The following is a 24,326-nucleotide window of genomic DNA, read 5'->3' as shown; positions in this document are numbered from 1 at the left end:
TTTTCAATTTTATACTAAACTATTTAGTTCAAAGTTGTCTTATTGACCACTACTTCTTCACATTAGGGGTAACGCCCATGTTGTAAAGCGTAAATGCCTGAATGTCGCTATACTCGTCTATCATCTGTGCGATAGATTTTCCTGCACCATGCCCTGCCTTAACGCCAATGCGAATCAATACCGGATTGTTACCTGTTTGCTTGTCCTGAAGCTCGGCGGCAAACTTAAAGCTGTGCGCCGGAACCACACGGTCATCATGGTCACCTGTAGTAACAAGTGTTGCAGGATACTGAACTCCTTTTTTAACATTATGTACCGGTGAATAGCCTTTCAGGTAGTTATACATTTCTGGGTTGTCTTCGGCAGTACCGTAATCGTAAGCCCATCCTGCTCCTGCGGTAAACGTATGGTAACGCAGCATATCAAGAACGCCAACTGCCGGTAATGCTACTTTCATAAGGTCCGGGCGTTGTGTCATTGTAGCACCTACAAGCAGTCCACCGTTTGAACCGCCGCTAATCGCAAGGTAGCCTGACGAAGTATACTTGTTTGCGATAAGGTATTCGCCTGCGGCTATAAAATCGTCAAATACATTTTGTTTTTGCTGTTTGGTTCCGGCATCGTGCCATTTTTTACCATATTCTCCGCCTCCACGAAGGTTGGCTACGGCATAAATTCCGCCGTTTTCCATCCATACCGCATTAGAGATGCTGAAACTTGGCGTAAGGCTGATATTGAATCCACCATAGCCGTACAGTATGGTTGGGTTTTTGCCATCAAGCTTAATACCTTTTTTGTGGGTAATGATCATTGGTATCTTAGTGCCGTCTTTAGAAGTATAGAATACCTGTTTCGATTCGTATTCATCACTGTTAAAATCTACTTTTGGTCGTTGGTACAATTCCGATTTTCCTGATTTGGCATCGTATGAATAAATTGTTCCCGGTGTAGTGTAATTGGTGAACGAATAGTACAATGTCTTTTCTTCCTTCTTTCCGCCAAAGCCTCCAGCCGTACCTAATCCCGGCAACGTGATATCGCGAACAAGCTTACCGTTATAGTCATATTGTTTTACTACCGATACGGCATCTTTCATATAAGTTGCAAAAATAAATCCTGAGCCGGTAGATGGCGAAAGTACATTCTCTGTTTCAGGGATAAGGTCTTTCCAGTTCTTCTGTTGCGGATTGGCAGCATCAACAGTTACTACTTTAATGTTTGGCGCATTATAATTGGTAGCAATATACAATGTACTTCCGTTATTGTCTATAATATGGCTGTCAGTGTCAAAGTTGCTTGTAAGGGCTATGAATTTACTGTTAGGTTTGGTCAGGTCTTTAATGTAAAGTTCATTGCCTGAAGTGGCTTCCGATGCCGATACGATAAGGTAATGCATATCCTCGGTTACACCACCGCCTACATAACGTCTTTTAATATCGTGCCCAAAGATTACTTTATCTTCTTTTTGCGGAGTGCCCAGTTTGTGGTAGTACAATTTGTGCTGGTCGGTTTTAGCAGATAGTTCACTACCTGTAGGTTTGTCATAACTTGAGTAGTAAAAACCTTCGCTGCCGTACCATGAGATGCCACTGAATTTTACATCTACTAATGGTTCGCCAATGAGCTTTTTGGTTTTGGTATCCATAACAAATACCTTGCGCCAGTCGCTTCCACCTTCAGAGATGGAATACGCCATCAGGTCACCTTTTTTGGTGAAATTAGTTCCGCCTAACGATGTAGTACCGTCTTTTGACAGGGTATTCGGATCAAGGAAAATTTCTTCCTTGCCATCTTTGCCTTTACGGTATAAAACCGATTGGTTCTGCAATCCGTTATTTCTGTAGTAATAGGTAAAATCGCCTTCTTTAAAAGGGGCGCTTATCCTTTCATAATTCCATAGTTTTTCCAGTCGTGCGCGTATGGCAGCACGAAACGGAATCTGGGCTAAGTAATTAAAGGTAACTTCGTTCTCGGCTTTTACCCAGGCAGCGGTCTCTTCAGAGCGGTCGTCTTCAAGCCAGCGGTAAGGGTCAGGAACTTTGTTTCCAAAATAAGTATCAACAACATCTCCCTTTTTAGTTACGGGATATTTGATAGTGGTTTTGCTATTTTCGTGCATCTGTGCATTTAAAGTCAGGCTGCAGGCTGCGGCCATAATTGTTACTGCTTTTTTCATTTAATTGTGATTGATACACAAAAATAGCAAAATCAGTTTCTTAAGTAGTAAACAAAGGCTTGTATTTTACCCTGTGTTTATACAATAAAATAGCATTTAACACTACTACCAGTAATGCAGTGCCTATGCCCGGAATGTCCAAGAACAGGTGGAATAACAGGATGTTGAGCGATAACGGAATCAGCAACAGCATGGCAAAAGGCACCCATATTTTACAAATAAGAAGGAAACCGATAATGATTTCAAAGATGGCGACCAATGTTAATACATAACCTGTATCTGCAAGAGATGCCATAAAGGCGCCCGCTTCGGGAGAGGGCTGTGGCAACGGAATAAAAGTGTAGATTTTGTTTGCTCCAAAAACAATCAGGATAAGCCCAAGCAATATCCTTACAATTTGAGTAAATTTTGAATTCATAGGCTAAAAGAATTTTAATTTAAAAATAAATTAGAGGCTTCTTTAAAGTTAATGAATTTATTATTAGTAATTTAACAAAAATTGAAGGGTAGAGAAAAACACACCCCCTACCCCCTCTCAAGAGGGGAACTAGCTTCACTCAGACTTTAACAGCAATCGTGGCAGAGCATGAGTGTTCCCCTCTTGAGAGGGGGTAGGGGGTGTGTTAAAGAATTACTGAACTACTACAGGGAATGTAACCTCAGCATCAGTGCTTCCGCCTGCATTAGTGATAATTCCATTGGCAACGCCTTCTGCATCTTTGTTAGGTTCGTGTCTAAGAGTTACCGTCAGGTTACCCGTTGCAGCATTAGCATTCGCAGTGTATTTAAACTTCAGCCCAATCGGTTTACCATTAACGTCAGTATCGTTATAGGTAAAAGTACCAAGACCGGTTTGAGAATAGAATATCTGGTGTTCGTGGCCTTCTTCAAATATCTCTTCGGTAATGTTACCTGCCGGAGTTTCCAGTTCGTTAAGGAAAGTTACGGTTCCGTTATAGGCAGTACCTGTTGCAAAGTTACCAGAAACAGTCACTACCGGGGCATCCGGTCCGTCGCCATCAAGATCACGTGAAGTAAGTACTATTGGTGTTCCTCCTGCTTCAGGTGTAAAGGTTGCTGTAACGGTAGTAATCACTTCTTCTTCATTTACAATTTTAGCTGTATCGTCGCTGCTGCATGAAGAGAAAGAGATAATTGTAATTAGTGCCAAAGCCGAAATTTTCAGATTTTTCATTTTGATAGAATTTATTGATTAATAATTGAATTTTAACTGTAATTGAAAGTTGCGCCCGATATCATCGGTATATAGTCGCTGGCGATTCAGGTAATCACGGTAAGCATGATTGAAAATATTCAGGACTGAAAAGTTGATTGCCAAACCGGTATTGGCTGATGTTTTAAATACCATACCTGTGCTAAAATGAAACAGGCTGTAGCCTTTAGGAGGAGTACTTATGTCAACCAGTGTATCCACAAATTCCCCATTAACAGGAAGCTGAACGGTAAAATTATTGTCGGGATAACGCTTTTGGGAGAAAACCAATTCGTTACGTATTTCTGCAAAAAAGTTATGCCAGTTATCCTGACTGAAGCGGATGCTGTTTACCAGGTTCAAAGGCGGCATTTCTATAAGCGGCATTTCGTTGCTTATGTCCTGTCCGTAAATGTAGGCTCCGTTAAAGGTATGCTGCCAGTGTTTGCTTATTTTCCAGGTGGTATGCAGGTCAAGACCTGCCATCAGCGCATCCGTTTGCTTGTATTGGTACACAGGAAATGCTCCCCTGATGGTATATTCGATTCCGGTAGGTGACTGATAGATAAAGTTGTTTATCATATTCAGGTACGGGGTGGCTTCAAACGTAAAGGTGCCATGTGTTTTAAGCAGGGTAGCCGATAGTTTGTACGATTCCTCTTTCTGGATGCCAAGATTACCCAGTTCGATAGTTCCGGTAGAGTGGTGCAGCCCATCACTAAATAGTTCCGAAGGATTAGGGTTACGCATGGCCAGTCCGGCATTCGCCAAAAGCTGATAGTGGCTGTTTAGCTGCTTGCGGATACCAAGGCTTGCAGAGATGTTATGAAAGGTAAATTCGGGAGCGGTAAGCCATTGTGTTCCTGCATCGGCTACAATAAAATGGTCGTAAACCCCATCATACCTCAGACTTGTCCAACGTGACTTCTGGTAGTATTTTGAAGCTAACATATGAGAGTAATCATAGCGCAATCCGGCCTCTCCTGTAAAGCTGTCGGAGAAGGCATAACTGGCAATCCCATACGCACCTGCATCGGTCTTTTTGTAATTAGGAATAAGCGGACGTATATCCGTATCCGGATCGGCGGTATTGTCCTGATATGAAAAGCTAGCTCCTGCTTTTACGGTAAGCGCATCAATTTCTTTTTTCCAGTCAGCCTGTCCTGATTGCGTAACCAAAGTAAGGTCAAGGGCCGGTTTATCGGTATATTGACCGCGCCTGATATCGTATTCCTTACGGCTGTTATGCTGAAATGCATACTGTACCGAAAGACTCGAATTATCGCTAAATCGCTTGTTGAAATTCAGTTTTGCCAAATGGTGTACCACATCCTGTTTAGGAGCATCAATGTCATACGTAAATGGTTCGATTACGGCGGGCTGCTTACTGTTAATGGCACGCACCAGGTCGGAAATACTACCAATATGCATCGCTTTTGCAATACCTATCTCAGCATCATAAAGACTATAGTAGGCTGAAATATCATAGCTGTCGCCAATGTACTTTATATCACCTGCAAAGTTGTTCTCGCGGTTGCCGGTGTTTGATAGAACATAATCAGGACTCTGCCTGTCGCCAAAGTATTTAAAAGTTCCGGCAGCGTTCCATGCCCAACCCTGTTCAGCACCCTTATGCAGGCTTGAAGATATGCTTCCGCCACGCCCATTGGATGCCGCATTAATAATGGTCTTACCAAGCAAGGTGTCCTTCAATATCGAAACGGGTTCTACCAGTACAAGTCCTCCAATGGCATCACCGCCATATTGCAGAGCATTGGCTCCTTTTATGACCGATATCTTTCCTGCTGCGTTAATATCCAGGTTAGGAGCATGCTCCGTACCCCATTGCTGATCTTCCAGTCGAACGTTGTTAGAGATTACCGGAACCCTGCTGCTGTGCAGACCATTAATTACCGGTTTCACGATAGTATTCCCTGTTTTCAGGCTGTATACCCCGGCTACCTCTTTAAGTGCATCACCTAACGAAGCGTTGCTGTATTTCTCGATGGTTTCCGTTTTAAGACGCTCTTCACGAATCGTGTTTTTAGGAACGGCATTGTTTTCCGTAAGTACGACCTCCTGAAGCTGGGCTGCCTCAGGTTTGAGTTTCACATCTAAGCGCAGATGCTCCTGTACGGTTACAAGGGTATCAATAGTTTTAAATCCGATATAGGAAACTACAATGCGGTGCTGCCCTGACGGAACGTTATGTATCTCATAACTGCCGTCGGTACTGCTTATGGCATGAAGCTGTTCGATATGGATATGTGCCCCATCAAGAGGGGTATTCTTGTTTGTGAATACGTTTCCGCTAATGGTATTTTGGGAATACGCACACAGTGTTCCTGCCATAAATACGGTCAGGAGGATATAGTAAAATCGCATGGTAATGTTATTCAGAAATGAATAATTGAGTATTTGGCTGAATTATACCACAAAGTTCACAAAGTTGAAAATGCACAATCCCGATAGCTATCGGGACACAAAGCTTTGTGAACTTTGTGGAAACCCTTAGTGGTCCTAGTGGTTAAATGCAATACAATTAAATCTTTGAGGGATAATATAACTATACCAGGGGTAGGCGGCCCCCTGTGCGAAAACAAACTTCCGGCAAATGCCGAAGCAGTATTTTCGATGCTGTTAAAGCGATATGGTATTTCCCTGAAAGGAAAATCGAGCCTTAAGCAGAATTGCTGCGGCTGTATAAAGTAGTCAAAATGGAAATCACATACAGAACAATCCTCATCTTCGTGCTCGTGGTGCGCACTGAATTGCTTGCCTTCTTTCTTTAGCTCACTATGCTCATAGGCAGTATGGGTATGGCTAAAGGCATGAAAAGACTGGTAGGCAATAGTGAGCTGCACTAATGCCATCAGGGCCAGGTTAAATATGGCGAACTTTCTTTTCATTACTGCAAATGTATAAAAAGAATTTCATTAATTGCAATAAAGTTGCAATTAGGGTGATTTTAACTGTTGCCTGTCATTTCGACGAAGGAGAAATCTCAATGTTTATGTAGCTTCCGTAAAGTATTGATGGCGTAAATAAGACCAATGGAAGCTTTTCCTGTTTCAAATTGAAAAGTAATTGAGTTATTATTTATTGTTATTATCTTGAAATCGGATAAATCGGGTTTATTAATGTCACCTTTAAAAAGGCCATAGTCAGTACTTTGTATTTCTGTAATAAGAGTCTGTTTACTGTTTCCAATTGATGTTTCAATTATCCTTCGTGTAGTAACAAGTGTTTTAGCAACTTCGCTTTCGATAAGAAAAACAGGCAATTCTTCATTATCTAAATCAAAGCCTTCAGCTTCAGGTGTTGAAATGATTTTTGAATACAGCCATGTTTCCGGATGCATAGCATGTCGTTTAATAGCAGCGATGGTTATGTTGTAGAGAGATTTGTCGGTTTTCATGACAACAAATTTACATGTTAACAGTCATTGCGAGGAGGTACGACGAAGCAATCTAAAAAAGATTGCCACACTTCACAGCGTTCCGCTCGCAATAACATAGAAAACAAAAACCCCCACAATTCTCATTGCAGGGGTTCTATATCAATTTATCTTCTAAGATTATACTAATCCGTTTGCTACAAGATACTCCGCGATTTGAACCGCGTTTGTAGCAGCACCTTTTCTAAGGTTATCGGCAACGATCCACATGTTAAGGGTGTTGTCCTGGCTTTCATCACGACGGATACGGCCTACGAATACATCGTCTTTACCTTCAGCATAAAGCGGCATTGGGTAAGAGAAAGCATCAAGGTCATCCTGAACGGTAATACCTGCTGTGTTCTCAAGGATGTTGCGAACCTCTTTTACATCAAAGTCGTTAGAGAACTCAATATTAACCGACTCGCTGTGTCCGCCCACGGTTGGGATACGTACCGTAGTAGCCGTCACCTTAACTGAATCGTCACCAAGGATCTTCTTGGTTTCTTTTGTCATTTTCATTTCCTCTTTAGTGTAACCGTTTGCTTCAAAAACGTCTATCTGAGGGATTGCATTACGGTGAATAGGGTATTTGTATGCCATTTCACCCTGAATGCCTGCGTATTCGTTCTCTAATTGTTTTACAGCTTTAACGCCTGTTCCTGTTACCGACTGGTATGTAGAAACAACAACGCGCTCAATGTTGTATTTTTTGTGCAGCGGAGCCAGTGCCAGTACCATCTGTATGGTAGAGCAGTTAGGGTTCGCAATGATTTTATCGTCTTTAGTAAGTTCGCTAGCATTGATCTCAGGAACAACCAGTTTTTTGGTTGGGTCCATTCTCCATGCGCTTGAGTTATCAATAACAGTAGTTCCTGCTTCGGCAAATTTTGGAGCCCACTCTTTAGAAGTGTCGCCACCGGCAGAGAAAAGCGCGATTTGCGGCTTCATGCTCACTGCAGTGTCAAGGCTCACCACCTTATACTTATTTCCCTTAAATTCGATTTCCTTACCCACGGACTTCTCAGAAGCCACCGGTATCAGTTCGGTTATTGGAAAATTTCTTTCTGCCAGTACTTTCAGCATTACTTCGCCTACCATTCCGGTAGCGCCTACAACTGCAACTTTCATAATTTTTGAGTGTTATTAATTATAATATTTTCGGCAAAATTAGTTATAAAAGTGTTTCGAAACACAAAAATATAACAAAGAAAAACCGCCCTTTTGAGGCGGTTTTGTTAAACAATAGAATATATAGCGTAGCGGAAACGTCTTTTATAATGAGAATGTTATATTCTCAACTTATTGTTTTGCCTTTAGGGCATCACGTATTTCCATAAGCAGTTTTTCCTCATTGGTAGGTGCCGGTGGTGCAGCCGGAGCTTCAACCTCTTTTTTGCGCATTGCATTCACTCCTTTAATAACAAGGAACAGTACGAAAGCCACAATCAGGAAAGAAAGTACATTCGATATAAAGTTACCGTATTTTACACCGGCTCCCCAGGTAAGGTCTTTAATGTCTTCCAGATTGGCAGCCTTAAGTACCGGAGTCAGTATCAGCGGTGTTATGATATCTTCTACCATTGATTTTACGATGGCGCCAAACGCAGCACCGATAACAACACCGACTGCAAGGTCAAGTACGTTACCTTTTAGGGCAAACTCTTTAAATTCTTTTGCGAATCCCATAAGCTTAGGTTTTTTTGAGGTTTGAAAATTATTTTGGTAGACCTAAGATACAATATTTTTTTATTCTTTATAAAAAACCCTCTTAACGCGTTGTGAAATGCTTGTTAAGATCTCATACGGAATGGTGCTTAAAATAGCTGCCATTTCAACCACCGATGGGCTTTTTCCAAAGATCACAGCCCTGTCGCCTTCTTTGCAGTCTATGCCGGTTACATTTACCATCATCATATCCATCGATATGGTTCCGGTTATCACAGCCTTCTTACCATTAATGGTTACATAGCCTTTCTGGTTGCCCCATGCTCTGGGGATGCCATCAGCATAACCTATAGGAAGTGTAGCGATACGTATAGGTTCACTGGTAATGAACCTTCGGCTGTAGCCAATGCTTTCGCCCGGTTCTATATCTTTTATCTGGAGGATAACGGTTTTAAGCGTGCCTACGGTTTCAAGCTGTTCACGTTCTTTCTCGTCATTACCTACACCATAAAGTCCAATGCCCAAACGTACCATATTATACTGTGCCTGCGGAAAATTGTAAATTCCCGAAGTATTAAGGATATGACGTATGGGTTGTATCTCTAATTCGGTGATAAGCTTAGACGACCAGCGCTCAAAATTATCAATCTGTCCCAAAGTAAAATCACGATACTCCGGTACATCGCTTGACGACAGGTGCGAGAAAATGCTTTTAACCGATACAAGGTTATTGTTCTTCAGTAGGTCAATGAGTTCGTCTAATTGATTTTCCATAAAGCCAAGACGGTGCATACCGGTGTCGAGCTTAATATGAATAGGGTAGTTGGAAAGGTTCTTCTGTTGAGCAACGGCAATAAAAGCCCTTAGCTCTTTGGCAGAATATACTTCAGGTTCCAGGTTGTAGGCGGCCATTGCGGCAAAGGCTGTCCGCTCAGGATTCATAACTATAATCGGAGTGCTGATGCCCGCATTGCGCAATGCGATACCTTCATCGGCAAATGCCACACCCAGGTAATCTACCTTTTGATGGGATAGCGCTTTAGCGATCTCATAGCTGCCACTACCATAACCAAAGGCCTTAACCATAACCATGATTTTGGTTTCGGGTTTCAGGCGGCTTTTGTAAAAGTTGAGGTTGTGAACAATGGCGTTGAGGTTAATTTCCAGTACAGTTTCGTGGGTTTTCTCTTCAAGGAAGACTACAATCTCATCAAAACGGAAGCTACGCGCACCTTTTATTAACACGGTTTCGTTCTCGAATGTATTAGCTTTATAATGCGCAAGGAATTCCTGAGTGGTATTGTATGGAAAAAAGTTAGGGAAATCGGCCAACTCGCGGCTAATGGTTTCGCCTATACCTATTACCTGACTGATGTTATGTCCCGAAAGCAGTTGGGCAACCTTTGCATAAAGCTCTTCGGTTTCGAATCCGCTCTGGAAAACATCCGAAAGGATTATTGTTTTTTTCGTATGCGTTTTATGTTGTTCTAAAAAGTCGAGCGCAATTTTAAGCGACTGGTAGTCGGAACTGAAACTATCGTCAATAATAGTACAGCCGTTAATACCATTCTTTACCTGCAGGCGAAGCTCAACAGGGTATAATCCCGCAAGGCGCTCCCTTATTACGTCATGGCTGTAACCAAGATGCAATAACACCATCATACTGTTGATAGCGTTCTCTACGGATGGCGCATCGGTAAACGGAATTTCAACGTCAAAACTATTGATGCCTTGCGCTACGGTAAGTATTGTTTTGTCAAAGCTTTGGCTGCTGACAATAGTTACATCGGCGCCTTCGGCAAAATCCCAGGTAAAGGTTTTTATGTTTGAATCTAATGTTTTTAGTACATCCTCATTTTTTTGGCAGATGAGAATCTTTACATTACCAAATAGCTTTAATTTTTCCTTTATTTTTTCTTCGCGACTGGCAAAACCTTCATCATGGGCAGTGCCAATGTTTGTTAGTACCCCAATCTCCGGACGGATGATGGGTTCCAGTTTCTCCATCTCTCCCGCAAGGGAAATTCCGGCTTCAAAAATACCAAGGTTATGTTTTTGGTTGATGCCGATAACTGATAGTGGTACTCCTACCTGAGAGTTATAACTCTTGGGGCTACGGATGATATTATAATCAGGACTCAACAGGTAGTTAAGCCATTCTTTTACGATGGTTTTTCCACTGCTTCCTGTAATTGCAATAACAGGAAAATGAAACAACTGCCTGTAGTAAATAGCAAAATCCTGAAGCGCTTTCAGCGTGTTGTCAACAATAAAAAAGTTGGCTTTGCCTTCTGTTCCTTCGGGTATATGCGTTACCACAAAATTGATAACGCCTTTTTTTATCAGTTCGCTGATGTACTGGTGACCATCGCGATTTTGTCCGCCAAGGGCAAAAAAAAGTGTTCCGCTGTTGTTTTGCAACGAACGGCTGTCTATGGAAACATTATCGATTTCCATGTTTTGCTCAATCCCGTTAAATTCGGAATGCAGTGCAGGGATGATATCCTGAATTTTTATGCTCAAGGTATATTATTTTAAATCGTCTTTAGAAGCAGACCTTTCATTGTCGTGAAATTTTGGTTTTGCGGCTTCCTTCATCGCCTCATAATAGGCAGCCCTGCTTAGGGGTTCATATTCTTCGGTTTCACCAAGTAGTACAAGATTGTCGTTGTTTGCCTTACGGAAGCTGTAATGTGCCAGGTTTCCGGTGCGGGTGCATACTGCGTGAACTTTGGTTACATATTCGGCAGTTGCCATAAGAGCGGGCATGGGTCCGAAAGGATTTCCTTTAAAGTCCATATCAAGTCCGGCAACAATAACGCGGATGCCGCTGTTGGCAAGCTCGTTGCAGACTGTTACAATCTCATCATCAAAGAACTGGGCTTCGTCAATACCTACCACTTCGCAGCCCTGCGCCAATAATTTAAGCATGGCCGATGAGGTTACGGGTGTAGACCGGATTTCGTTGGCATCATGCGATACCACCATCTCATCGTGATAGCGGGTTTCTATGGCCGGTTTAAAGATTTCTACCTTTTGTTTAGCGAACTGCGCACGTTTTAGCCTGCGTATCAGTTCCTCGGTCTTACCCGAAAACATCGACCCGCAGATGACTTCTATCCAACCGAATTGTTCTTTATGATTTACTGTATTTTCAAGAAACATTTTGTAATTTTCAGGGTGTAAAACTTAAATGTTTTGTTTTACTTTGTATAAAACAAATTTATTAAAAAACTATTGCGCCACTTCCTATAATTCTAAAAGTTATGAAGAAAAAATTAGAAGCCGAACTGATCAGCATTGCTCACAGGATACTTAAACTGAAGAACAGGGCAGAGCTTGACCAACTGCAGCAGGAGACGCTGAAGCTGTATGAAAAAATCTCCGTACTGCGTTTTGTGGAAGATAATTTTAGCGATGTAAAACCTACTATCGGACATGCATCGGCAGAAGAAGCGCTTGAAGAAATTTACGGACTTGAAGAAGAGCCGAAGGTGCATGCCAATGAAGTAGAAGCTGCAGAAGCCAAGGCTAAAGAAGAAAAAGCTAAAGTAGCAGAAGCTGAGGTAAAAGAAGAACCAAAGACTGAAGAGCCTAAGCCTAAAGAGGTGGAAAAAGAGGCAGAAGGCAAAAAAGAAGAGATAAAAGTTGAAGAATCTGTTGCTGAAGAAACTAAGGCTGAAGAGCCTGTTGCTATTCCTGAACTGGAAACGCCGGCAGAGGTGCTTGAAGAAAGGGAGGAAGCTGTAGTTTCTGTTTTTGAAAAAGAAGAAGACAGTACTCCTGAAGAGGAAGAAAAAGCAGCGGATGCAGAGGTTGAAACCATAGCACCGGATGCCGATACCAAAATAGAGGATTCAGGGCTTAGTTTTAAACTGGCTTTTGAAGAGGAAGAACCTGCAAAACAAAAGGAAATTACTTTTGAAGATTATAAAGACTATGTTGAGCCGGAGTTTGTAAAGAAAGAAGATACTTCAGCTAAAAAGGTAGAAGGCAAAAGTGAAGAGGAGAAAGTTGAAGAGCCTGTAAAAGAAGAAACTAAAGAACCTGAATACAGGGACTGGCGTGATTGGGAGCCTACAAAATCGGAAGAGCCTAAAAAGGAAGAAGTGAAAGAAGCAGAAGGCAAAAGTGAAGAAGTAAAAGTTGAGGAATCGGTAAAAGAAGAGCCAAAAGCTGAACCTGTTGCTGAAGAACCCAAAACCCAAAACGCTGAACTCAAAGCCGAAAGCACCGTTCGTGGTAACATAGCAACACGTTCTGATTTTGAAAGGCCAAAATCGCTTAATGATGCTTTAGGCAAAATGATCTCTTTGGGGCTTAACGATCGCATCGCTTTTGAGAAGAACCTGTTTAGCGGTAGTGCCGACGACCTTAACCGTGTGCTGTCGCAGTTAAATACCATCAACAATTATGATGAGGCCAAAGACTTTATTGATAATCTTGTAAAACCTGACTACAATAACTGGGAAGGGAAAGAAGAGTATGAAGAGCGCTTTATGGCCATTGTTGAGAAAAAATTCGCATAAATGTCTAAATTATATATTGTTCCCACGCCTATAGGCAATCTGGAGGATATGACCTTTCGTGCTATTAAAGTACTAAAAGAAGCCGACCTGATTCTTGCCGAGGATACCCGTACCAGTGCCAAGCTGCTCAAGCATTTTGATATTGGTACGCACATGCACAGCCACCATATGCATAATGAGCATAAAACTGTGGAGGGCATCATTCAGCGTATTCAGGGGGGTGAGGTAATTGCCCTGATATCTGATGCGGGAACGCCTGCTATTTCCGACCCCGGATTTTTGCTGACCCGTGCCTGTGTAGAGAATAATATACCTGTGGAGTGTCTTCCTGGGGCTACCGCTTTTGTGCCGGCACTGGTAAACAGCGGACTGCCCAACGATAAATTTGTTTTTGAAGGTTTCCTGCCCGACAAAAAAGGGAGACAAACCCGTTTCTTAGCACTCGCTGAAGAAACCCGTACCATGATATTTTACGTATCACCACACAAATTGGTAAAAACACTTGCTGAATTCATCCAGTACTTTGGCGAAAGCCGCCCTGTATCTGTTTCGCGTGAATTATCAAAACTGCATGAGGAAACGGTACGCGGTACTGCAAAAGAAGTCCATGCGCATTTTGAAAAAAAAGAGCCTAAAGGCGAGATCGTGGTGATAGTGGGAGGATTTGTGCCGGAGCCTAAAGCGAAGAAGAAGTATAGTGATAGTGAGAGGTAGTTAATATGAAAAAGATATTAATTGCCTTAATCCTATTGCTCAGTGCTTATTATGCTACTGCTCAAGATAGCCTTACCGCAGAACATAAAAAAGTAATTACTGACTTTATAAATTATTTTAAAAATAATGATAGAGAAGAAATTGCATTGTTGGTTTCATATCCTTTAAAGAGAGAGTATCCAATCCCAGAGGTTAAAGACAGAGAAAAATTTCTAAGAAGATTTGATGAAATATTTGACTGCAAACTAATTGCTATGATTGTGAATTCAAATCCTTCAAAAGATTGGTCTGCTGTAGGCTGGAGAGGGATTATGCTTGGTAATGGTAGCGTTTGGATTGATTATGACGGTACGCTGATTGCGGTAAATTATCAGTCAGATGCTGAAGTTAACAAGAAAGCCGAACTGATTGAGTTTGAAAAAGCAAACTTACATTCATCGGTTAAACAAATTCAGTAACCCCATATGCATTCTGCTAACCAAAAAATACAAGATCAGGATTGACGAGATGTCTAATGGTAAATACCGTTATGCGTCATGGAAAATAACTGCCCCAATGATCGATAAGCCGGATATTATAATACAAAATGGTGAATATGTGTCGGAAGGTAGTGGAGGAAACCATCATTACACATTTAAGAACGGTAAATATATTTATGAATGTGGTATTGTACTTATAAGTGAGGATGATAGTGCTCCTGCATATCTGACGATTTATAAAGATGATAAAGAAATTTTAAATGAACCTGCTACGGTATTATAGCCTTAAAATTTATAACAGCTAGTATGGGGTTAAGCCCCAGCGGGGCAATATATTTATAGTAAATTGTCCTGCTGTAATATTAAGCTCCGGAGGAGCGACATATAATATGACGCTCCTCCGGAGCTTAAGGATTAAACTAATTATTATAAATATACCGCTTCTCCGAAGCTAATCGATAATTATTAATGCGCTGGAACCTAAGACCAAAACCCGATTCCCATAAAGTTAAACACCTTGCTGAGGTGCTCAGTATAGATGCTGTTACGGCAGGACTACTGGTGCAGCGTGGTATTGAAACCTATGAGGAAGCTAAAACGTTTTTCCGTCCCATGCTTTCCGATCTGCATGATCCTTTCCTGATGAAGGATATGGATAAGGCTGTAGCGCGTATTGAGCAGGCGATTGAAGCAGGGGAAAACATACTGGTTTTTGGTGATTATGATGTGGATGGTACAACAGCAGTTTCGCTGATGTCGTCGTACCTGCGTTCGTATTATCCTAATGTGGCGACCTATATTCCTGATCGTTATAATGAAGGTTACGGAGTATCGTTTGCAGGTATTGATTTTGCCGATGATAATGGATTCACCCTTATCATTGCACTCGACTGCGGTATCAAATCCATTGATAAGGTGGCTTATGCTAATGAAAAAGGTATTGATTTTATCATTTGCGACCACCACCGTCCCGGCGATGAATTGCCGGATGCTGTTGCGGTGCTCGACCCTAAGCGTGAAGATTGTGAGTATCCGTATGATGAGCTTTGCGGGTGCGGTGTAGGATTTAAACTGATTCAGGCATTATCAGGTAGGAGAGGATTAACGATTCAAAATTTGGTTCCTTACCTTGATCTTGTGGCTACCGCAATCGCTGCGGATATTGTTCCCATAACCGGAGAAAACAGGGTGCTGGCAAAGTTTGGTCTTGATGTTATCAATACGTTTCCAAGACCCGGTATCAAGGCACTTATTCAGAATGTAAAAAAGAAAACGCTTACCATAAGCGATGTGGTGTTTATTATCGCACCGCGCATTAACGCTGCCGGGCGTATTAAACATGGTAACCATGCGGTGGAACTGCTTACGGAATTCAGCCTTGAACAGGCAGAGGAATTTGCTTCGCAGATCGAAGGGCTGAATGCTGACCGTAAAGATCTGGATAAACAAATTACTGCCGAAGCACTTCGTCAGATCGATACAAATAACGACCATGATAAATTTACTACCGTTGTCTATCAGGAAGATTGGCACAAAGGGGTAATTGGTATTGTGGCGTCCCGTCTTATAGAAACGTATTACAGGCCAACACTGGTTTTTACCAAAAGCGGCGACAAACTTGCGGCTTCGGCACGATCGGTTAAGGATTTTGATGTGTACAATGCACTCGAAGCCTGTGCGGAGCATATCGAGCAGTTCGGGGGGCATATGTATGCGGCAGGACTGACGTTGAAAGAAGAACAATATCCTTTATTCAGGCAGAAGTTTGAAGAGGTAGTGCAGCAAACCATCCATCCGGATCTGCTTATTCCTGAAGTTACTATTGATGCTGAAATAGATTTTGCCGATATTACGCCTAAATTCAATAGGCTGTTAAAACAGTTTGAGCCTTTTGGTCCCGGTAATATGTCACCCGTGTTTATGACGCGTAATGTAAAGGATACCGGATATGGTAAAGCGATAGGGGCAGATGAAACACATTTGCGATTGTTTGTAAGGCAGGGGGAAGAAGGTGGCTATGCTGCTATCGGCTTCGGACTTGCTAAAAAAATGGATGTTGCCTGTAAAGGACAGCCTTTTGATGCCGCTTATTCTATTGATGAGAATGAATGGAATGGGGAAGTTAGCATACAGTTGAGGTTAAGGGATATTCGCTGTAAATAAGTCTTTACGGTCATTGCGAACGTATCCGCCGCGGCGGAGAAGGGCGGCAATCTAAATTCAGATTGCTTCGTCATTCTTCCTCGCAATGGACAAAGTAAATTGTTGAAAAAACTTTCTAAAATTCTTTTAATTTATTTAGAACGGTTTTAAATAATCTTTATTTTTGTTTGAAATCAATCGGGTTATGAAAGAAGTAGAACAAATATATTTTAATGAATTTGGTGTTGCCTTCCATTGGAAAAAGAACAATACCGTTTTAAAAGAGAAAGTTCAGATAGTGTTTAAAGAAACGGGTTTTTATCTCTCGTATGAAGAGATAAAGGCTTTTGCAGAATTGATAGAAAATACCTGTGAAGAAGTAGGTTGTGATGCCTGCTCTCATCGTGGGGGATGTCATAAATTTTTATTGAAGACGCCTTTAAAGCAGGTTGATCTTGCAGTATCTAAAAGCGAACTTTTCCAGATAAAAGACCTTGTTGAAGGAACCCTTTTCAATATGGATTTATACGATTACCTAAATACAATATGCAGGAACTAACGCCTGCATATTTTATTTGTATTCTTTAAGTTCTACTTTTTCCCCGTCAAAAACGGCATAGGTAAAATAGCCTATCCAGTCACCTAAATTAATATATTCTGAGTTTTCGCCTACTTTAATTGTCATTGGCAAATGGCGGTGGCCAAAAATAAAATAGTCATAATGTTTGGTTTCCAGTTTTCGTTTGGAGTACAATACCAGCCATTCGTTTTCTTCTCCTAAGAACTTTACATCAGCATCGCCTGATATCAGTTTGTTCTTTACAGAAAGGTATTGCGCCAGCTTTACACCTAAGTCCGGGTGCAACCATCTAAACAGCCATTTAGAGAAAGGGTTGGTAAACACTTTCTTCATGCGTTTATAGCCTTTGTCTCCTGGGCCTAATCCGTCGCCATGTCCTATCAGGAATTTTTTATCGTTAAAAACAAACTCCTGAGGGCGATGTAATACGGGTATGCTTAATTCTTTTTCGAAATAGTCGCTCATCCACAAGTCGTGGTTTCCGGTAAAAAAGTAAATGGTTATACCACTGTCGCGTAGTTCGGCGAGTTTGCCAAGAACTCTGATAAAGCCACGTGGCACTACGGTTTTATATTCAAACCAAAAATCAAAAAGGTCACCCAGAAGAAATAACACATTTGCATCTTTTTTGATTTCATCAAGCCAGGCTACAAATTTTTGTTCTCTGGGGAAACTCTGTTCCGGGGTAGGAGCTCCAAAATGTTGATCTGAAGCAAAGTATATGCGTAGTGTGTTTTCCATGCTAAAAAAAGTCCTGCAAAGATAATATTATTTTGAGAATGAATTAGTTTCATAATAGTAACAGAAAAAAAACTGAAATAATTTTAAATTCGTAACAAAACGGCTGTTTTTTGTTTATTTTAAGAAAAAGTCAAATAATCTTTAATAAAAGATTTAAGTCTTTGCAATATTTTTTTTACTTTTCGGGGCATTAAGCATAAACTACTAATTAATTTATTTTGTCTATGAAAAAAATTACCTTAATTTTTTTCCTGACACTCATTTCTTTTTGCAGCTATGGACAGCTTGCATTAGAAGGTTTTGAGGATACCTGGTCACCAGCTGACGGAGGTACTGCTACTACTGGTTGGTTCCAGTTTCAAAACAGTGTCGGATTAATCGAGAAATGGGCTCAGGGCCCTGCAGGCAATTCCTTATTGCCGCCTTATGATGGTTTAAGAGCAGCTTACCTTCAAAGGGAGAATGTCGCACCGGGTATATTACCCGAGGATTACCTTGTAACACCACAGTTTAACGTGCCTTTGGAGCCTGAATTGCGCTTCTATTCGCGTTTAACAATAGCTGGTGATCAGGGAAGTATTTATAAGGTTTTTATTGTAGACCTTACTACAAACCCGACTGCTAACTTAAATGTTGCGTCGTCTTACACGGAGCTTGAGTCATGGACAGAGCTCGAAATCAATCCGGTTCAGACTGAATACGCTGAAATCGTTGTGCCTTTGCCTGCTGAGTATATTGGCAAGAACGTAAGGATTGCATTTATGATGACAGGGGACAATTTTGACCGATGGTTGGTTGACAATGTTAAGGTTGTGAAAAAGTGTTTAGCGCCAGAAACGCTTGATGTTTTGTCTACTACTTTAACTTCAGCTGAGCTTACATGGGCAAATCCTTCGGGTTCTACTCAATGGGAAATTGAAGTTGTTACTGATGCAGGGATACCTACAGGTACGGGTGTTGCCTACTCAGGCACGCTTCCTTATCATGCAACCACAACGGCTCTTGGTGAGCCATTAGTTGAGGGAGGCTGTTACAAATTCTATGTTCGCTCGGTTTGTGACGGTGGTGGAGTAAGCGGATGGGCAGGAGCATTTTATTTCTGTACAAAAGTTACAGGTTCTAACTGTAGTTTCCCAATCGTAATCAATTCACTTCCTTTTTCTGATCTTGATGATACAGCATCATTTGGAGATGATTATAATGGGAATGCAGGTACTGGTTGTGGTACAAGCAACTGGGAGGATTATCTAAGTGGAAATGATGTTGTATACCAGTATACGGCAACTTTTACAGGAGCTATTAATATAGATCTTTCTGAAAACGGACAGTATTCAGGGATATTTGTTTATAATAATTGCGCTAGTATCGGTGTTTCCTGTCTTGATGGTGGAACAGGAGGGTATGAAGGTAATCCTGTTTCGCTCGATGATTTTCCGGTTGTAGCAGGTGAAGATTATTACTTTGTAATATCGACATCAAGTCAGCCAACAACTCCGTATCAATTAATAATTCAGGCGGTAGCTTGTGATGAGCCTACTAATTTATCAGTTGGTACAACAGGTCTTACGACAGCTTTGCTTTCTTGGGATAACCCATCAGGGGCTACTTCATGGGAAGTTGTTGTGCAGCCTTCAGGCTCAAGCATACCTTCAGGCTCGGGTACAACTGTAACAGATAATAGTGATTATCTTTGGCCAAATTTAACTGCATCTACAGCTTACCAATATTGGGTAAGGGCAGATTGTGGTAATGGTAGTTTCAGTGCATGGGCAGGACCTTATCAGTTCCATACTCAGGTTTGTGATGCAATCTTCCAATGTGAGTTTACTTTCACAATGTGGGATTTGTTTAGCTGGGATACCTGGAATGGAGATAAGATTCTGGTTAAGCAAAATGGTCTTACTATAGCTACTCTTACAGGTCCTGCGGGAGATGGAAATAATTCTGTAGTTACTGTTCCGGTTTGTAATAATTTGCCGGTTCAGCTAGTTTGGCAGGGCGGCGGTAGTAGCTGGGCGGCTTCAGAGATAGGTTTGAGTGTTAAGAACTCATTTAATCAGACAATTTTCACTAAAAACCCAGATACTGCAATAAATAATCCTCAGCTATATGAGGTTGTGGTAGATTGTGATCAGCCATACTGTCTTCCTCCGGAAGATCTTACGGCTACAAATGCTACATTAACAACGGTTGACTTAGGTTGGGCAGGAGATGCAACGGGTAACTGGGATTATTATATAGTTCCTGCAGGTTCTCCGGCGCCAACAGATGCTACACCGGGTACACCTACAACTACCAATCCTACTATTGGAGCAGGTCCGTTAGTAGCTTCTACCGATTACGAATACTATGTAAGAATGCATTGTACTAATTCTTCAACTCCTGTTAGTGGTTGGGCGGGTCCTTATGCTTTCAGTTCTTCGGTATGTGATCCGGTAGAAAAATGTTCATACAATTTTATTCTTAACGCTCCTTGGGACGGATGGGATGATGTTGTGTTAACTGTAAGACAAAATGGTACAAACGTTGCTGTTTTAGGTTCTGATTTTACATCAGGAGACGGAAATACAATGACGGTTCCGGTTGCACTTTGTAACGGAGTGCCTTTTGAGGTGATAATGACAAATGATGGTAACTGGGCCGGACAGGTAGGTCTTGAAATCGTTAATAATTTCGATCAAAGTATATTCTTTAGGGATTTATATGAGGATGGTTCTTCGGGAATGGTCTTATTTACCGATGCGGTAGATTGTTTGCATCCAAAATGTCTTCCTCCAACCGGTCTTGCATCGGCTAATGGAACTATGACAAGTATCGATCTTAGCTGGGATGGTCCTGCTATAGGTAGTTGGGAGTATGTAGTGCTTCCTGCAGGTTCTCCTGCTCCTACAGCAGCAACTCCGGGAACACCTACTACTGCAAATCCAACAGTGGCTGTTCCGCTTGATGCGCCTGCTACTAATTATGACTTCTATGTGAGACTGGTTTGTACAGATGCTACTGACCCTGCAAGTATATGGGCTGGTCCGTTAGCAATACACTCAGAGGTGTGTGATCCTGCTGATAAGTGTGTGTTCCATTTTGAACTGTTAAGTGATGGTGGATATGGTTTTGGAAGTCAGACAATGACTGTTTATCAGGCAGGAGTTCCTGTTGCTGTTCTTGGTCCTGGATTTGACTGGAATGCGCCGAGTCAGGATTCGATGATGGTTGATGTGCCTCTTTGTCCTAACGAAGAAATTCAAATTGTATGGGATAATACAGGTTCATGGGACGATTATGATAAAGGTTTACATGTTTATTCTCCATATATGGAAGATATATATATCAAGCCTTTTGGAGAGGGTGCTCAGGGAGATACTTTGTATACAGGAATGATATCTTGTGATCCTCCTGCATGTTTAAAACCACTTAATCTTAGTGTCTCTGATGTTGCTCTTAACTCTGTAACGCTTGAGTGGGATGAAATGGGAAGTGCCACAAGCTGGGAGGTTTGGGTATTGCCTTATGGCTCTCCTGCGCCAACAGAGCCGGGTACTGTTGTTACAGAAAATCCGGTATCTTGGCCTAACCTTACACCGGGTACTCCATATCAGTTCTATGTAAGAGCAAATTGTGAAGGAGATGGTTACAGTACATGGACAGGTCCATTTGCATTTGTTACTGCAATTGTGAATGACGAATGTGCAGGAGCTATAAATGTACCTGTGAATACAGGAGCTGTATGTTCAACTGTTGTGGCAGGGACTATGAGCGGATCTACTTCGTCGGGTCTTACTCCTAGCTGTTACTGGCAGGAGCCGGAAAATGACGTATGGTACAGTTTTACTGCGACAGGTCCTAACCATGTTGTTACCGTTCAAAATTTAGTAGGAGTAGAGGTTGGTTATGCGCTTTATGAAGGTGGATGTGAAGGTCTTGCTGAAGTGTCTTGTACTGAATATTCATATCAGGATGGAGCTGCGATAGGTGTTCTTAGTGGTTTGACTGCTGGTGAAACATACTATGTTCAGGTGTATGCATCTTACTTCCCTGAGCCGACTGAACCGACTAGTTTTGATATATGTGTTACTTCACCGGCAAGTATTGTTGTAGATACTACAATGGCTGTTGAAGATGTTGTGATGACTTCGCTTGTTGTTGAGAGTTGTGCTACTTTTGAAAATATTACGTGGAGTACTGGTTCTGATTTTGGATCGGCTAATGGTATTGGTCGTTTTGAAAAGGGGCTTTCTACTTTTGGTATTGAAGAAGGTGTTGTTTTAATGACAGGACGTGCTTCGCAGGCGCCTGGACCTAATGTGGGTGATAAATTAGGAGGTTATCCTGATGATCAATGGCCTGGGGATACGCAGTTGTTTGACTATATGACAGATCTTGGTATTGATGTAGGTACTTACAACGATGCTACTTTGTTAGAGTTTGACTTTACACCATTAGCGAATAAATTAAGATTCCCGTTCATTTTTGCTTCAGAAGAATATGGGCAGTATCAATGTTCTTTCTCTGATGCATTTGCGTTCTTCTTAACTCCTCTGGATGAAAATGGTGATCCTGCAGGACCTACTACTAACCTTGCAGTTGTTCCCGGAACAAATGCACCGGTGTCGGTAGTAACAATTAGAGATGGTGCATTTAATGATGGATGTGATTCGGTAAATCCTAATTATTTTGATAATTATTATGGTACTGATTTTGGGGCAGACCTTTCACAGGCTATCGATCCTATGTTTGCACCTATTAACTTCCAGGGGATGACCGTAAGAATGAATGCTGAATCTGATGTTGTTGCCGGACAGAAATACCATATCAAATTGGTTATTGCTGACAGGGGTGACTCAGGTATGGATTCTGCAGTATTCATTGGTGCATTCGATATTGGTAAGCCGGATCTTGGTGTTGACCTTACTATCGAAAATGGTAATGGGGTGTGTAACGGAGATTCTTACACTATAGTAAGTGATCTTGATGCTACGGATTATACCTTTACATGGTATGAGAAACCAATTGGTGCTCCTGATACAAATTATACAGTTATAGAAGGAGAGACTTCGAATGAGCTTACTGTTACCGCTAACGGAGAATACAAACTTGTTGCGTCTTTTGGCGGTCTGTGTGAAGCTAATGATACTGTAGTTATCGAGTTCTATCCTGATGTTGAAGAGGGTACAGGTAATCCTACTCAGTTAGTGGTTTGTGATGCAGATGGATTTGCGACATTTAATCTTTCTGATAACACAGCAAACATACTTGCTGGTCCAAATGGTCCGCTTAACCCTGATGATTATACAATTTCGTATCACCTTACGGCTGAAGATGCTGAGGGAGACCTGAATCCACTTCCGCTTACGGATTATGAAAATGAAGTTCAGGGCTTGCAGGAGATTTATGTGAGAATCGTAACTAAAGACGGTTGTGTTGGTATCAAATCATTCAGCCTGATTGTAGAAGATCGTACTCCTAACTTTACTGTGAATAATGATTTTACAATTTGCGCAGGTACTGCAGGAACAATTACTGTAACACCTGCCGAGCCTGCTAATTATGATCCGGCAACTGTTACTTATGTATGGACTAAAGATGGATTTGCTTATCCGGGTACAACAGCCTCTATTGTTGTTACTGAAGCAGGTTTGTATGAGGTGACTATTGATAATCAGGGATGTCCTGGAGTTGATAGCGTTATTGTTTCTGTAACGCCAAGTCCTGTGGCTGATGATCCTGCCGATGTTGATGTTTGTGGAAAATATGTTCTTCCTGAACTTAGCGCTAACAATAATTACTATACTGGTCCTGGTGGAACAGGTACTATGTTAAGTGCTAATGATGAAATTACATCTACTCAGACAATATATGTGTTTGCATACAGTGAACTTACTCCATCTTGTACATCAGAAAACTCGTTTGTTGTAAATGTAGTTCCTGAGGTATTTGTTAACATTGCTGAAAAATGTGAGGGTAACAATTATATACTTGAGGCTATGTTTGATGATGATAGTATTTATAACGCCGACAATGTAACCTTTGAGTGGACAAACGAAAGTGGTGCTTCTCTTGGAAACGGTGCTACGCTCACTATCGTTGAACAAGGTAAATACTTCCTTACTGCAACTCCGGCCGGACAGGAAATAGCTTGTCCTAAAACGGTAGAAGTACAGGTTGATAGTACTACGTGTGATATTCCGCGAGGTGTTTCTCCTAATGGTGATGGTTACAACGATTCATTCGATCTTTCAACTCTGGATGTTGAAGAACTGAAAATCTTTAACCGTTACGGTCAGGAAGTGTACAGCAAGCGTAATTACACTAACGAATGGATGGGTCAAACCAGCAAAGGCGATGAGTTGCCAACGGGTACCTATTTCTATATGATTAAGCGCTCAAACGGTGAGTCAAAAACCGGATGGGTATATATTAACAGACAAGAATAAAAATTTTTATAAAAAAGGGCAGATTTTTTTCAATACTGATTAAACCTTTTACAATTTGATAAGTCTAATAAACTTGAGTAATCGATTTTTTCAGGGATTGACTTAGATCTGCCCTATTATTTTTTTGAATTAACCAACACACATTACATGAAGAAACTTTACCTGGCAGCATTATTAGCTCTTGGCGGCCTTGCAGACGCTACAGCCCAGCAGGATC

Annotated in this window: 18 protein-coding genes; 7 read left to right on the top strand and 11 right to left on the bottom strand. The window is 41.5% G+C overall.

Features of this window, described 5'->3' with window-relative positions; genetic code table 11:
- Positions 1-49: 49 nt before the first annotated feature.
- The 10 genes from ACFSR3_RS00965 to ACFSR3_RS00920 form a co-directional block, all read right to left on the bottom strand.
- Positions 50-2,155, bottom strand: a complete 2,106-nt coding sequence (locus tag ACFSR3_RS00965) for a prolyl oligopeptidase family serine peptidase (RefSeq protein ID WP_379819524.1) — start codon at positions 2,153-2,155, stop codon at positions 50-52.
- A 61-nt stretch (positions 2,156-2,216) separates the two neighbouring features.
- Complete coding sequence (locus ACFSR3_RS00960) at positions 2,217-2,594, bottom strand: DoxX family membrane protein (RefSeq protein ID WP_379819314.1); 378 nt, start codon at positions 2,592-2,594, stop codon at positions 2,217-2,219.
- Between the two features lie 213 nt (positions 2,595-2,807).
- Positions 2,808-3,371 carry a type 1 periplasmic binding fold superfamily protein gene (locus ACFSR3_RS00955; protein ID WP_379819313.1) on the bottom strand — a complete coding sequence of 188 codons (564 nt, stop codon included), beginning with the start codon at positions 3,369-3,371 and terminating at the stop codon, positions 2,808-2,810.
- Positions 3,372-3,389: 18 nt separating this feature from the next.
- The gene (locus tag ACFSR3_RS00950; protein ID WP_379819312.1) at positions 3,390-5,774 is read right to left on the bottom strand and encodes a TonB-dependent receptor; all 2,385 of its coding nucleotides are present in this window, start codon (positions 5,772-5,774) and stop codon (positions 3,390-3,392) included.
- A 56-nt stretch (positions 5,775-5,830) separates the two neighbouring features.
- Positions 5,831-6,298, bottom strand: a complete 468-nt coding sequence (locus ACFSR3_RS00945; RefSeq protein WP_379819311.1) for a hypothetical protein — start codon at positions 6,296-6,298, stop codon at positions 5,831-5,833.
- 95 nt (positions 6,299-6,393) lie between these two features.
- On the bottom strand, positions 6,394-6,807 hold the full coding sequence (locus ACFSR3_RS00940) for a hypothetical protein (RefSeq protein WP_379819310.1): 414 nt from the start codon (positions 6,805-6,807) through the stop codon (positions 6,394-6,396).
- A 159-nt stretch (positions 6,808-6,966) separates the two neighbouring features.
- Complete coding sequence (locus ACFSR3_RS00935) at positions 6,967-7,956, bottom strand: aspartate-semialdehyde dehydrogenase (protein WP_379819309.1); 990 nt, start codon at positions 7,954-7,956, stop codon at positions 6,967-6,969.
- A 171-nt stretch (positions 7,957-8,127) separates the two neighbouring features.
- Positions 8,128-8,514, bottom strand: coding sequence for a large conductance mechanosensitive channel protein MscL (mscL, locus tag ACFSR3_RS00930; RefSeq protein WP_114759387.1), 387 nt, complete (start codon positions 8,512-8,514; stop codon positions 8,128-8,130).
- Positions 8,515-8,574: 60 nt separating this feature from the next.
- Positions 8,575-11,016 carry a bifunctional UDP-N-acetylmuramoyl-tripeptide:D-alanyl-D-alanine ligase/alanine racemase gene (locus tag ACFSR3_RS00925; protein WP_379819308.1) on the bottom strand — a complete coding sequence of 814 codons (2,442 nt, stop codon included), beginning with the start codon at positions 11,014-11,016 and terminating at the stop codon, positions 8,575-8,577.
- A 6-nt stretch (positions 11,017-11,022) separates the two neighbouring features.
- A complete protein-coding gene (locus ACFSR3_RS00920; RefSeq protein ID WP_379819307.1) occupies positions 11,023-11,658 on the bottom strand; it encodes a thymidine kinase in 636 nt (211 codons plus the stop codon).
- Between the two features lie 101 nt (positions 11,659-11,759).
- Here ACFSR3_RS00920 and ACFSR3_RS00915 point away from each other — a divergent pair, with 101 nt between their 5' ends.
- From ACFSR3_RS00915 to ACFSR3_RS00890, 6 genes are all read left to right on the top strand, one after another.
- Entirely contained in the window at positions 11,760-13,022 is a 1,263-nt protein-coding gene (locus tag ACFSR3_RS00915; protein ID WP_379819306.1) for a hypothetical protein, read from the top strand.
- Positions 13,023-13,736, top strand: coding sequence for a 16S rRNA (cytidine(1402)-2'-O)-methyltransferase (rsmI, locus tag ACFSR3_RS00910; RefSeq protein ID WP_379819305.1), 714 nt, complete (start codon positions 13,023-13,025; stop codon positions 13,734-13,736).
- A 5-nt stretch (positions 13,737-13,741) separates the two neighbouring features.
- Entirely contained in the window at positions 13,742-14,194 is a 453-nt protein-coding gene (locus ACFSR3_RS00905) for a hypothetical protein (protein WP_379819304.1), read from the top strand.
- Positions 14,151-14,498 (top strand): hypothetical protein, encoded by a 348-nt coding sequence (locus tag ACFSR3_RS00900; RefSeq protein ID WP_379819303.1) that lies wholly within the window; start codon positions 14,151-14,153, stop codon positions 14,496-14,498. The genes ACFSR3_RS00905 and ACFSR3_RS00900 overlap by 44 nt, the downstream gene beginning before the upstream one ends.
- 185 nt (positions 14,499-14,683) lie before the next feature.
- Positions 14,684-16,378: a single-stranded-DNA-specific exonuclease RecJ gene (recJ, locus tag ACFSR3_RS00895; RefSeq protein WP_379819302.1), complete on the top strand. Its 1,695-nt coding sequence runs from the start codon at positions 14,684-14,686 to the stop codon at positions 16,376-16,378.
- Between the two features lie 184 nt (positions 16,379-16,562).
- The gene (locus tag ACFSR3_RS00890; protein WP_379819301.1) at positions 16,563-16,916 is read left to right on the top strand and encodes a hypothetical protein; all 354 of its coding nucleotides are present in this window, start codon (positions 16,563-16,565) and stop codon (positions 16,914-16,916) included.
- A gap of 12 nt (positions 16,917-16,928) precedes the next feature.
- Here the strand turns inward: ACFSR3_RS00890 and ACFSR3_RS00885 are convergent, their stop codons facing one another.
- Complete coding sequence (locus ACFSR3_RS00885) at positions 16,929-17,678, bottom strand: UDP-2,3-diacylglucosamine diphosphatase (RefSeq protein WP_379819299.1); 750 nt, start codon at positions 17,676-17,678, stop codon at positions 16,929-16,931.
- 224 nt (positions 17,679-17,902) lie between these two features.
- On the opposite strand from ACFSR3_RS00885, the gene ACFSR3_RS00880 reads away from it, so the two are divergent.
- A complete protein-coding gene (locus ACFSR3_RS00880; protein ID WP_379819298.1) occupies positions 17,903-24,109 on the top strand; it encodes a choice-of-anchor L domain-containing protein in 6,207 nt (2,068 codons plus the stop codon).
- The last annotated feature ends 217 nt before the right edge of the window (positions 24,110-24,326 follow it).

Source organism: Flavobacterium suzhouense (genome assembly GCF_042684765.1).
GTDB lineage: Bacteria > Bacteroidota > Bacteroidia > Flavobacteriales > Flavobacteriaceae > Flavobacterium > Flavobacterium suzhouense.
Note: the sequence above shows the minus strand (reverse complement) of the source record. Positions and strands in the feature narration are given on the sequence as shown.